Source organism: Bacillus cereus group sp. RP43, assembly GCF_040459645.1.
In the GTDB taxonomy this organism is placed as follows: Bacteria; Bacillota; Bacilli; order Bacillales; family Bacillaceae_G; genus Bacillus_A; species Bacillus_A mycoides_C.
Map to the genome: position 1 here is coordinate 2,479,090 of NZ_JARVHQ010000001.1, position 12,231 is coordinate 2,491,320.

Consider the following 12,231-nt stretch of genomic DNA (forward strand, 5'->3'; position numbering starts at 1 on the left):
GGAGGAGAGTATATATGTTAACGACAAACATTGAGCTGAAACCAAAAGTGAAAGCGTTTTTAAATGAAGAAATTAAAATGTTCATAAATGGCGAATTTGTTCCTTCTATTAGTGGGAAGACATTTGAAACATACAATCCAGCGACAGAAGACGTTCTAGCGGTCGTATGTGAAGCACAAGAAGAAGATGTTGATATCGCAGTAAAAGCGGCAAGATTTGCATTTGAATCAGGCCCGTGGGCAGAGATGACTACTGCTGAAAGAGCACATCTTATTTATAAATTAGCAGATTTAATTGAAGAGCATAGAGAAGAATTGGCACAGCTGGAAGCTTTAGATAATGGAAAACCATATCAAGTAGCACTTGAAGATGATATTGCAGCGACGGTTGAAAATTATCGTTATTATGCAGGGTGGGCTACAAAAATTATCGGACAAACAATTCCGATTTCAAAAGATTACTTAAATTACACACGCCATGAACCGGTTGGTGTTGTAGGTCAAATTATCCCGTGGAATTTTCCGCTTGTTATGTCTTCTTGGAAAATGGGAGCTGCACTCGCGACAGGTTGTACGATTGTATTAAAACCAGCAGAGCAAACACCTTTATCTTTACTATATACAGCGAAGCTTTTTAAAGAAGCTGGGTTTCCAAACGGTGTTGTAAACTTTGTACCAGGTTTCGGCCCTGAAGCAGGTGCTGCAATTGTAAACCATCATGATATTGATAAAGTAGCTTTCACAGGTTCAACAGTTACAGGGAAATATATTATGCGACAATCTGCAGAAACAATTAAACATGTAACATTAGAACTTGGTGGTAAGTCACCAAACATCATTTTAGAAGATGCTGACTTAGAAGAAGCGATTAACGGTGCGTTCCAAGGAATTATGTATAATCATGGTCAAAATTGTAGCGCAGGATCTCGAGTCTTCGTTCATCGAAAGCATTATGAAACAGTCGTAAATGAACTTGTAAAAATGGCAAATGAAGTGAAGCTTGGAGCAGGTATGGAGGCGGAAACTGAAATGGGACCGCTCGTATCTAAAAAACAACAAGATCGTGTGCTAAATTACATTGAACAAGGAAAAGCTGAAGGTGCTACTGTTGCAGCTGGCGGTGAACGTGCATTTGAAAAAGGTTATTTTGTACAGCCAACAGTATTCACAAATGTTACTGATGATATGACAATTGTTAAGGAAGAAATCTTTGGACCGGTTGTCGTTGTTCTCCCGTTTGATTCGACAGAAGAAGTAATTGAAAGAGCGAATCGCTCTTCATATGGGCTTGCTGCGGGTGTATGGACACAAAATATTAAAACAGGGCATCAAGTTGCCAATAAATTAAAGGCAGGAACAGTTTGGATTAATGATTATAACTTAGAAAATGCTGCTGCACCATTTGGTGGATATAAGCAATCTGGTGTTGGACGTGAATTAGGTTCATACGCCCTTGATAACTATACAGAAGTGAAAAGTGTTTGGGTAAATATTAAGTGATACTCTATTCAGTCGGGAGTCTTTTAATCCCTGCTGAATAGTAGTTGAACCAATCAGGTATTTACGGGTAGGTGATTTTCCAATTTACTTCCTTTGTGTTCAACGCATGACATACTACCCGTAAATAGCGGGATAAAAAAATGATGAAATATAGTAAGAGATGCGGACAACTGGTAGGTAGATTAAAGGTTGTCCGTTTTCTTATATATAAAATTGCTTTTTCAAAAGAATAATAAGGGGGATTTGGATGGAGAAATTAGTAGAATGGTTAGTAGGGCAAGTATGGAGTATTGGTTTAGTTGTTTTTGCATTAGGAGCAGGAGTGTATTTCACAATTGCAACTCGTTTTTTACAAGTTCGTTATTTTAAAGAGATGATTAAACTATTATTTGAAGGGAAGAGCTCGGAGACGGGAATATCATCCTTTCAAGCATTTTGTTTGGCGTTATCAGGTAGGGTTGGAATAGGGAATATCGCAGGAGTCGCGACAGCTATCGCTTTTGGCGGACCTGGAGCTGTATTTTGGATGTGGATGATGGCTCTATTAGGAGCGGCTAGTGCATTTGTTGAATCAACATTAGCACAAGTATATAAAAGTAAAGTTGGAAATGAATACCGCGGTGGTACACCATATTTCATTGAAAAAGGTTTGAAAATGAAATGGTTTGCGGTCATTGTAGCAGTGGTTGTAACACTTTCATATGGCGTTTTATTACCAGGTATTCAATCAAGTAGTATCGCGGTTGGATTTGAAAACTCTTCTGGCATTAGTAAATATGTAACTGGTATATTTTTAGTTGTATTACTGGCAGCGATTATTTTTGGTGGAGTAAAGAGAATTGCAGGCGTTTCACAAATGTTAGTTCCATTTATGGCAATTGGTTATGTAATTGTTACATGTATCGTATTAATTGCAAATGTAACGGAAATTCCAAGTATGTTTGCTTTAATTTTCTCAAGCGCATTTGGTGTAAATGAAATGTTTGGAGGAATCGTTGGGGCAGCTATTGCATGGGGAGTAAAGCGTGCAGTATTTTCAAACGTTGCTGGTGTAGGAGAAGCAACATATAGTTCTGCAGCTGCTGAAGTATCACATCCTGCAAAACAAGGGTTAGTTCAAGCGTTTTCTGTATATATCGATACAATTGTAGTATGTACAGCGACAGCTCTTATGATATTAATAACAGGTATGTATAATGTTATACCTGAAGGGAAAAGTGCTATTGTACAGAATATAGGAAATGTGGAAGCAGGTCCAATTTATACACAACAAGCAGTTGAAACTGTTATGACCGGATTTGGTCCAATATTTATTTCAATCGCAATCTTCTTCTTCGCATTTACAACCTTACTCGCTTACTACTATATTGCTGAAACGACGCTTACTTATTTAGATCGTGGGCTCAAATATAGCTGGTTAAAACCAGTATTAAAAATTGGATTTTTAATTATGGTATACATCGGTAGTGTAGAATCAGCTTCGTTTTTATGGAACCTCGGAGATTTAGGAATTGGTAGTATGGCATGGCTAAACCTTATAGCAATCCTATTGTTAAGTAAAACTGCATTAAAAGTGTTAAAAGATTATGAAATGCAGAAAAAAGAAGGGAAAGATCCTGTTTTTGATCCTAAAAAAGTAGGAATTGAAGGTTTAACAATTTGGGAAGAGCAGAGTAAAGAGGTTGAAAGGAAAAGTTCTAAAGAAAAAGTATCGGTGGATGATAGTGTTAAATTTTAAACATGCAAATTTTTAAGATTAAAAAACTGAAAATTCAATCTTTTGTCAGGGTTATATATTGTCCTTGTTTGTTCTTAAACAAAAGGCTGATCTTAGTAAAGTGATTTTAGAAGCTTGTTTTGTTTTAGCTACAATTTCAGGAGAACTGAAATGTGCTAAGCGATGATTTTAGTACAAGATTGTATGGTGGAATTGAAAAATCAAAGTTATTAAACGTGAAAAAGCTCTCCTTAAATTATGCTTGTAAGGAGAGCTTTTTATTTTAGCCTAATTTTTTTGAAAGAGTTTCAATTGTTTCATATAATCAATAGCTTTCGTTTTATTTTTTTGTGCAGAAACATATTGTGCCTCGTTTATATCTCTATAATAATTATTAAATATTCCTTCAGAAAGAATACCGTTAGATACAGCCTCTTGAACTGCACAGTGTGGTTCATTAGTATGCGAACAGTTAGAGAATTTGCATTTCTTGGATATATTGGCTACATCTTCATATCCAAATTCAAAGTTACCTTCATGATTTATTAAGTCAAATCCTATTTTACTAATAAGTAATCCCTCCACTTTTAAATGAGTTTTTTAGAAGCATACTTACAAATTGTATCGTTTTTAAGTTATGATTGTTTTAATATTCTGTATTTTTATAAATTGATTTCTCTACATCAGGGAGAAGTGTGTAAATGCTCTTACCGATTAAAGATTCTAATTCTTTCTTAATTGCATAGAATCCTTTCCAATGTAAAGAGGTATGAGATGTTGTTCCATGACGTAAACCAACTGAAATCAATCTTTTTTCAAGAGTAGTAAAGCCTTCCGCATCAGCGAGAGCGTCACAAAGGGTAATTACTTTATTGTATAAGTCATAGTCACTATGTTCATTCAATATTTCAATTAACCAGCTTTTCATATAATCGGGAACAAGGCTCCACTCTGCTGCGATATCTAAATGCTCATTTTTGCAAGGAAATGAATGCGTCACACATATAATGGCGTTTCCTGTATACCCTAAATCATTCATATACATATAACCATCATAGGAATGAATAACAGATTTAGTAAAACCTTTATATCTTCCTATGTCATGCAGGAGGGCAGCGTTGTATGCTATGTCAGCATCTAGATCGTACCCATTATTAATAAGTTCTACAATTATGTTTTCAGTTGCAAGGGCAACATTACGTGAATGTTCAAACCACGGACCTGGATTTTGTTCATATGCCCAATCCAGTAATTCTCTTGCGTATTTCCTTTCTAATATATATTTCATATAGTGATCCTTTCTTTAAAAAATCGTATCTTAATTAATTTCATCTTAATATTTAATTATTCCTGCTATGAAAATTGTTAAAATAAAAACAAAAGGGGGAAAAATAATGCGAAATTTAGTAATTGAAGAAATGAAGCAACTAGAAAATCAGATTGAAGATCTTTCTAAACTTTTGACAACGGTTGTAGATGATGGGGCATCAATTGGTTTTTTACCTCCACTGGAACAAAAAGCAGCAACAAATTATTGGCAAACTGTATTAGCACCAGAAGTGATATTGTATGTGGCTAAAATAAACAATGAAGTAGCGGGAAGTGTTCAATTACATCTTGTTACAAAGCCTAACGGGATCCATAGAGCCGAAATTTGTAAGTTAATGGCTCATCCAAACTTTAGACGTAACGGCATTGGACGTTCACTTATGCAAAAAGCAGAGGAACGAGCAAAGCAAGAAAACAAGTCTCTTTTAGTATTAGATACTAGAGAAGGAGATCCTTCCAATAGGTTGTACAAGTCATTAGACTATCAAGAATCTGGAAAAATACCAGGTTATGCAATTTCTCCGAATGGTGAGTTAGATGCAACGGTAATTTATTATAAAATGATTTAGTTTTTTATTTGAAAAGGGAGATAATTTCAAACGACATATTTGTTATTATGTCTGTGTGTTGATTTTTAAAAAAGATTGATAATTTAAAATAAAGTTTGATAAAACCCTGTACAATAGTGTTTTTCTTTTGACCCTTTAACTTCATCTGGAATGTTCAAGTAAATGGCCATTTTGTAGAAGGTTTTAACAGTTTTTTAGAGTTATTATTTAAATAGGAAATTTGAAGTCTTTTGGTGAATATTAAATGCTAATCTAAAAGATGGAGGTTGCTGTGATGTTGAAACTGTTTCAATATAACTGGCAAGTTCGTGATGATTGGTTTACATTTTGCGAAGATATGTCGGATGAAGAACTATTAAAGAAACGGGTCGGTGGGTTCGGCAGTATACTACATACGCTATTTCATATTGTAGATGTGGAATGTATGTGGATCTTAGGTTTGCGAGGTGAACCAGTGCCTGAGGAACCGTTATTTAAAGATTATTCCAGCTTGCAAAAAGTGAAAAATCTTTCTGCTCAATACCACGAGAAAGTGAAGCCGTTTGTGACCTCTTGGACAAATGAAATGGATTCTCGAAAACTTTCAGAAACTGACTTCAATGAAGAACCGATTAGTTCTAGAGACGCACCAATTAGGCGCCGAGTCATTGAATGTACACACGGAGAGATAATACGTCATGTCATTGTCCACGAAATCCATCATATCGGCCAGTTATCTATATGGGCACGTGAGATAGGAAAGGAGCCTGTTTCTGCAAATTTGAGAGGAAGAGGGCTATTCGATAACTAGACCACCTTTGCCAATTTAGTAATTTATTTATAAACGAATGGTTTAATTGAGTATATTTAAAGCGTGTTTAGATCAATCTTTTTCAAAACACACTTTTTCTTTGTATTATTTTATCTAGGTTTATAGAGTTAATGTAATCAAACTTTTTTCGAAGCTACACTGAGAGATATAATTGTAAGTAATTATTAACTACTTTAACGCCGTTTGTATTTTCAGACGGTGTTATAAGTATTTAACAGTACAACGACAAAATAAATAATAGACTTGATAACTGGTAATTAAAATGCGTGAAGAATTGATATTTTTGTAGCTAGAAGAATTTGAGAAAGTTTTTAGAGGGTTCTTTTAGTAATACTCTTCCACTTATAATGGATGTAGAGAAGATGACTAGGCAACTATAGTTATTTTCATTTCATTTTTGGGAAGGGGATGAAAGAATGAAAAAGACAAGTTTACAAAAGGTGAAGAAGGTTATATTAAGTGGCGGGATATTACTTACGGGATTATTAACATTTGGATTTTCAGAAAAGGCTTCAGCTCATGGGTATGTAGAATCACCAGCGAGCCGATCTTATTTATGTAAGCAAGGGGTAAATGTAAATTGCGGTCCAGTTCAATATGAACCACAAAGTGTAGAAGGAATAGGGGGTTTTCCGCAATTAGGACCTTCTGATGGACAAATCGCAGGAGCTGGCCATTTTCCTGCTTTAGACGTTCAAGCAGTTGATAGGTGGAAGAAAGTTACGTTAAACGGCGGGATGAATACATTCAAGTGGAAACTAACCGCTCCTCATAGTACGAAAGAATGGAAATACTACATTACAAAGAAGGATTGGAATCCAAATATGCCTTTAACAAGGTCTAGTTTAGATTTAGTGCCGTTCTATGTGAAAAATGATGGCGGAGTTAGACCGGGGACAACAGTAACGCATGAAGCAAATGTGCCAACTGACCGTAGTGGCTACCATCTTATTTTAGCTGTTTGGGAGATTGCGGACACTGGAAATGCGTTTTATCAAGTTATTGATGTGAACCTTGTGAATAATGGTTTAAATTCCAATTTTGCTTTTAACAATGTAGTGCAAGTTCCTACACTATTTTAAATTAAATATACATTTTGATCATCTAATTCATTTTAGATGATTTTTTTTATGAAAAATATAGAAGAAAGTACAATTATTTATAAAAAATTCGGCTTTAAATATTGTCATATTTGCTTCTTTAAGATATCCTTTTCATGAAGAGGTGGAAAACATGGAAAAAGTACTAGTTTTCGGGCATAAAAACCCAGATACAGATGCAATTTGTTCTGCAATTGCTTATGCAGAATTGAAAAAAGAATTAGGAATGAATGCTGAGCCTGTACGTTTAGGCGAAATCAGCGGTGAAACTCAATTTGCGTTAGACTATTTTAAAGTAGAAGGACCGCGTTTTGTTGAGACAGTTGCAAGCGAAGTGGACAACGTTATTTTAGTAGACCATAACGAGCGTCAACAAAGTGCTAACGATATCGAATCTGTTCGTGTGTTAGAAGTTATTGACCATCACCGTATTGCTAACTTTGAAACAAGCGATCCTATATACTACCGTTGTGAGCCAGTTGGATGTACAGCTACAATCTTAAACAAAATGTACAAAGAAAACGGCGTTGCAATTCGTAAAGAAGTTGCAGGTTTAATGTTATCTGCAATCATTTCAGATTCTTTACTATTCAAATCTCCAACTTGCACAGAGCAAGACGTAGCAGCAGCTCGTGAATTAGCGGAAATCGCTGGTGTAGATGCAGATAGCTACGGCTTAGAAATGTTAAAAGCTGGTGCTGACTTAAGCGGGAAAACAATGGAGCAATTAATCTCCCTTGACGCTAAAGAATTCCAAATGGGTAACGCGAAAGTTGAAATCGCACAAGTAAACGCTGTTGATACAAACGACGTTCTTGTACACCAAGCGGAACTTGAAAAAGTTATCTCTGTAGTAGTAGAAGAAAAAGGTTTAGACCTATTCTTATTTGTTGTTACTGATATCTTAACTAACGATTCTGTTGGCCTTGCGATCGGCAAAGCAGCAGACGTTGTTGAGAAGGCATACAACGTAACATTACAAAACAACAAAGCTACTTTAAAAGGTGTTGTATCTCGTAAAAAACAAATCGTTCCTGTATTAACAGAAACATTCCAAGCTTAATATTATTGAGTTCGGATAAACAAAAAAGGACAAGTAGTCGGATTGACTACTTGTCTTTTTCTATCTATAAAAAACAGAAAATTGAAATTAAAAACAGGGGGATTGTGTATGTTTAATGATTTGGAAACATCGAAAAGTAAATTACAGGCACTTTTCGAGCGGAATATTACTTCTGTTTTAGAATTAGAGAGTTGGCTTTTGGATGAACAGTGTTTAAACGCTGAAATAGAAGAGGAGTTAACTAATAGTTTAATTGCTATATATAGAGATACAGACGATAGTAATTTACGTGATTTACATATGTATAATCAAAATACAATTCAACCACTTTTAAAAAGATACAATGCAAAATTTGACCAGAAATTTAAAGATTGTCCGTTTGTCGATTTATTAGATGAGCAGAAATATGGATTTATGAAAAAAGCAAGATTGGTGAAAAGTAAAATATTTAATGAAAAGAACATTGCTCTTTCCATTAAAGAGCAAGAGCTTATAACGAAGTATAGAGAAATAATGTCTAACATAGCTATTCATTGGGAAGAAGAACAAAAGACGTATGCATACGTAAAAGCACAGCTAGATAACCCAGATAGAGCTATTCGAGAAAAGGTATGGTATGCTTTATGCGAAGCAAGAAGTGTAGTGAAAATAGAAATAGATTGTATTATGAAGGAACTTGTACAATTACGGAATCAGATAGCGTTAAATGCAGGATTTAATAATTATAGTGAATATGCTTTTAAACAAAAAAATAGAGATTACAGTATTGAAGATTGTTATAAGCTTCATGAATCTATAGAGAAGTATGTTGTACCAATTTGGAAACAGTTAGGAAGTCATTTCAAAAAGAATCTCGGTGTAAAAACGTACCGCCCTTGGGATCTTGCTCCTTGTAATTTGCAAAAAATTCCGTTTGAAAATTACATTGATTTATTGGGTGGGGTTGAAGAAATGTTACGGAAGACAGATTCGTGCTTTCATGGGGAATTTACTCATATAAGGAAAGCGGGATTAATTGACGTAGAAGAACGAGAAAATAAAGCGCCAGGAGCTGCTTGTTTTACCTTACCTCATAGTAAAGATGTTTTTGTGTATTCTAATTTTAGTCCTTCATTTTATGCAATTAATGCACTAATACATGAAATAGGCCATGCATTACATTTTTATAAACAATTTAACAATGAAAGTAGCATGCAGGAAAGATATCTTTGTGAAGAGGTGGCTGAACTTTATTCCCTTAGTCTTGAGTTACTATTAATGGATAAGCTTAATATTTTTTATAAGCAAGAGGGTGAGTATAAGGAAGTGCAGCAAGTACAATTGTTTCGTACGTTGTCTTTATTAATGTCGTCAGTTTCAGGAGATGTATTCCAACACTGGCTCTATACAAATCCAAACCATACACCAGAAGAGCGTGGTAAGAAATATGTTGAACTATGTAAAAGGTATCAATATTCATCGGTCGATATTGCAGGATTAGAGTATGAAATCGGTGCAAGCTGGTTAGAGTCATTTCACTATTTTCAGTTTCCTTTTTATAAAATTGAATATGCAATTGCACAAATAGGAGCAATGCAATTGTTTCAAATTTATCGGGAAGATCCAGAAAAAGCGATTGCTTTCTTTAAAGTGGGAGCGAGTTCAGATTGGAATTTATCTATACAGGAAATATATGAAAATACAGGTGTTAAGTTTGACTTTTCGGAAGAAAGGATAGAAAGTACTGCTAGCGCTATTCTGGATCTGATTAACGAATTAAAATAAGGATAGCCTTTAGCTATCCTTAAAAACGTTTATTCGTAAGACTTTTTCTTGTTTATATAAAATGTAATAATAGCAGCAATAATGAAAATAGGTATTGCGTACGCTTGCCCAACGAATAATTTCCATCCTACATTATTATAGCCGTCAGATGCTGGAATGATAATTGCGATGATACAAACAATAATATAAGCTAATAATGCTGGGAGTATATTTTTCATAGTTGTTCACCTCCTTCTTATATTACATTTATATATTGTACTATTGAATAGTGATAGGGGGATTAAGTATACTTGATTTTACGAAATCTTTACAAATTCACTAAAGGATGAGGGGTCTGCATGCTGTATGAAAGTGACTTTAGTACGGTGTGTTTATGTAATAATACATATGCTTAATTGACTGTTCTAAAAGAAATTAAACCAAATATAGAAGATAATGTAATTTAATCTTTCAAGATTAGTATATAGTATTCTGTAAAAAAATGTACTGGAAAATTGATATTTCATAAGAAATATAGAAGCGAGGTAAGAAATAACGATGAAAAGGTTATGCATAATTCCATGTGGAAAGAAGAAGATTTGGGATAAGTACCCAAATTTCGGTGAGGCAGAGGCAAAAGATGTATATATTAGTCCATTCGGAAAAGCATGTCAGGCGTATGCAACTGAGTTTTTCGAGAATTGGGTTATATTATCAGCAAAGCATGGATTTTTAAGACCAAATGATATTGTAAAGGAAAACTATGATCTTGCATTTGATTCAAAGAGTAATGAAATTATTAGCATAGAACAATTAAAACGACAGATGATTGATAAAGGCTTACTTCAGTTTGATGAAATAGTTTTACTTGCAGGGAAGAAGCATAAGAAAGTAGTGACGAAGCTATATCCAGAAGAAATCATTACATATCCATTAAAAGGGTGTAAAGGAATTGGGTATATGTTGCAGAGGTTGAATGATGCTGTGGAAGCGCAGCAGGAAATATAGGTATGAATTAGTACTTGATTCAAATTACATCACATTTATACATTTAAAATAGACTATTAAACAAGCCTTTTTACACTTTTAAACATAGAATATGATGAATTCTAATATGTATTAGGGGGAGTCATATTCATGGGAAATAATTGTCGTTGTAGACATTTCCGAGATTGTAATAGATTTTGGGATGATTTAATGTTTGGAAGATGTAGACGCAGAGATTGTGATGATTGTCGTTGCAATCGTAAACGTCATTGTGATTGTGATGATTGCCGCAGCAATCGTAAACGTGACGATGATGATGATGATGATAAATGCCGTAAGTGGTAATTTTCTTTGAAAGAGTACTTTGAAGTAAAGTACTCTTTTTTTGTATGAACCTTTTAAATTCCTTTTTGAACAGATTTCTTTTCAATTTCCCATGAATCTTGCTTTTTAACTTTTAAAGCTACATTTGTACCATTAGATTCTGTATAAAAGATATATCCGTGGTTTGATTTAACGTAAGTTGAAGGTTCACCTATGCAATCTTGAGAACAAGATGTGTTAATAATTTCGATTAATGATAGTTCGCTCGGATCAGTCTTGCTTGCATCTATTAGAATATCAAGGTTCGTTTTACGAAAACCTTGTAAGTTTACATCGAAATTCTTTTCTATTTCTCCAGTAACGTTAATATTCATTACTTCAACTGAATTTTTCTTTTCTTGAAGAAATCCGTTTTCATAAAGTAATTTTGTATATCCAAGCCATGCGATTAAAACTAGCATGAAAAACATACCAGACATTTTTAGTGTTCGAAGCCGTTTACTAACAATTGTTTCTGAGTATTTCATTCAGTCTAATCCTCCAATGTTTTTAATTTAAAGTATGCCTGTATACATACATTTAGAAGAGGATGAAAGGTAACGAGTTCTTGATTCAAAAAAGAAAACATCAAAAATTAGATGCTTTCTTTTTGAATGATTATTGTTATCTGTTAGTTACTTGTTTCATAAGAGGTCTTATTTCTTTAACAGGTGGTTTTTTATCATAGGCATCAACGTAAGAAAAGTAGTAATTTAAGTTTCTGAGAAGTCCTTTTCCTATTTTAGCGCTTAAGAAGGGGAATACTTGTCCAGTATAATCATCGAGAGATTTACAGTAGTATTTTTCATCTAAATATATACTGTACTTACATGTTAGTTCTACTAATGAGTTACCTTCATCATCAAATACTTCCTTAGAATCAATAATGTCTATTAATGCGAATTTTTCATTCAGATAAACTTTCTTCTTTTTCTCGTGTTTATTTGTGAGGATAAATACGAGACCAATGGCGTTAATCAAACTATTTCCTCCTATAAAAAACGGATATTAATAAAATATATCGATATAAGCTAAATGTAAAGAGGAGAG

Annotated in this window: 14 protein-coding genes; 9 read left to right on the forward strand and 5 right to left on the reverse strand. The window is 34.1% G+C overall.

Annotated features, from left to right (window positions below; genetic code table 11):
* Positions 1–14 precede the first annotated feature (14 nt).
* Both QCI75_RS13095 and QCI75_RS13100 read left to right on the forward strand, forming a co-directional pair.
* Positions 15–1,499, forward strand: a complete 1,485-nt coding sequence (locus QCI75_RS13095) for an aldehyde dehydrogenase family protein (RefSeq protein ID WP_144507233.1) — start codon at positions 15–17, stop codon at positions 1,497–1,499.
* 247 nt (positions 1,500–1,746) lie between these two features.
* Positions 1,747–3,237, forward strand: a complete 1,491-nt coding sequence (locus QCI75_RS13100; RefSeq protein WP_353760622.1) for an alanine/glycine:cation symporter family protein — start codon at positions 1,747–1,749, stop codon at positions 3,235–3,237.
* A gap of 267 nt (positions 3,238–3,504) precedes the next feature.
* Here the strand turns inward: QCI75_RS13100 and QCI75_RS13105 are convergent, their stop codons facing one another.
* Both QCI75_RS13105 and QCI75_RS13110 read right to left on the reverse strand, forming a co-directional pair.
* Positions 3,505–3,801, reverse strand: a complete 297-nt coding sequence (locus QCI75_RS13105) for a P-loop NTPase family protein (protein ID WP_186320938.1) — start codon at positions 3,799–3,801, stop codon at positions 3,505–3,507.
* A 61-nt stretch (positions 3,802–3,862) separates the two neighbouring features.
* Positions 3,863–4,504: an HD domain-containing protein gene (locus QCI75_RS13110; RefSeq protein ID WP_353760623.1), complete on the reverse strand. Its 642-nt coding sequence runs from the start codon at positions 4,502–4,504 to the stop codon at positions 3,863–3,865.
* A 106-nt stretch (positions 4,505–4,610) separates the two neighbouring features.
* Between QCI75_RS13110 and QCI75_RS13115 the strand changes: the two genes are divergently transcribed.
* From QCI75_RS13115 to QCI75_RS13135, 5 genes are all read left to right on the forward strand, one after another.
* Positions 4,611–5,114: a GNAT family N-acetyltransferase gene (locus QCI75_RS13115; protein ID WP_353760624.1), complete on the forward strand. Its 504-nt coding sequence runs from the start codon at positions 4,611–4,613 to the stop codon at positions 5,112–5,114.
* Positions 5,115–5,388: 274 nt separating this feature from the next.
* A complete protein-coding gene (locus QCI75_RS13120; RefSeq protein ID WP_353760625.1) occupies positions 5,389–5,904 on the forward strand; it encodes a DinB family protein in 516 nt (171 codons plus the stop codon).
* A 437-nt stretch (positions 5,905–6,341) separates the two neighbouring features.
* Entirely contained in the window at positions 6,342–7,007 is a 666-nt protein-coding gene (locus tag QCI75_RS13125; RefSeq protein WP_002012991.1) for a lytic polysaccharide monooxygenase, read from the forward strand.
* Between the two features lie 151 nt (positions 7,008–7,158).
* On the forward strand, positions 7,159–8,088 hold the full coding sequence (ppaC, locus tag QCI75_RS13130) for a manganese-dependent inorganic pyrophosphatase (RefSeq protein ID WP_144508719.1): 930 nt from the start codon (positions 7,159–7,161) through the stop codon (positions 8,086–8,088).
* 108 nt (positions 8,089–8,196) lie between these two features.
* Positions 8,197–9,852 carry a M3 family oligoendopeptidase gene (locus QCI75_RS13135; protein ID WP_353760627.1) on the forward strand — a complete coding sequence of 552 codons (1,656 nt, stop codon included), beginning with the start codon at positions 8,197–8,199 and terminating at the stop codon, positions 9,850–9,852.
* A gap of 29 nt (positions 9,853–9,881) precedes the next feature.
* On the opposite strand, the gene QCI75_RS13140 is transcribed toward QCI75_RS13135, so the two are convergent.
* Entirely contained in the window at positions 9,882–10,070 is a 189-nt protein-coding gene (locus QCI75_RS13140; protein ID WP_353760628.1) for a DUF4017 family protein, read from the reverse strand.
* A gap of 319 nt (positions 10,071–10,389) precedes the next feature.
* Between QCI75_RS13140 and QCI75_RS13145 the strand changes: the two genes are divergently transcribed.
* Entirely contained in the window at positions 10,390–10,839 is a 450-nt protein-coding gene (locus QCI75_RS13145) for a DUF6884 domain-containing protein (protein WP_144508716.1), read from the forward strand.
* A 129-nt stretch (positions 10,840–10,968) separates the two neighbouring features.
* The gene (locus QCI75_RS13150) at positions 10,969–11,163 is read left to right on the forward strand and encodes a hypothetical protein (RefSeq protein ID WP_353760629.1); all 195 of its coding nucleotides are present in this window, start codon (positions 10,969–10,971) and stop codon (positions 11,161–11,163) included.
* Between the two features lie 53 nt (positions 11,164–11,216).
* Here the strand turns inward: QCI75_RS13150 and QCI75_RS13155 are convergent, their stop codons facing one another.
* On the reverse strand, positions 11,217–11,669 hold the full coding sequence (locus QCI75_RS13155; protein ID WP_144508714.1) for a hypothetical protein: 453 nt from the start codon (positions 11,667–11,669) through the stop codon (positions 11,217–11,219).
* 136 nt (positions 11,670–11,805) lie between these two features.
* Positions 11,806–12,162 (reverse strand): hypothetical protein, encoded by a 357-nt coding sequence (locus QCI75_RS13160; RefSeq protein WP_000606233.1) that lies wholly within the window; start codon positions 12,160–12,162, stop codon positions 11,806–11,808.
* Between the last annotated feature and the right edge of the window lie 69 nt (positions 12,163–12,231).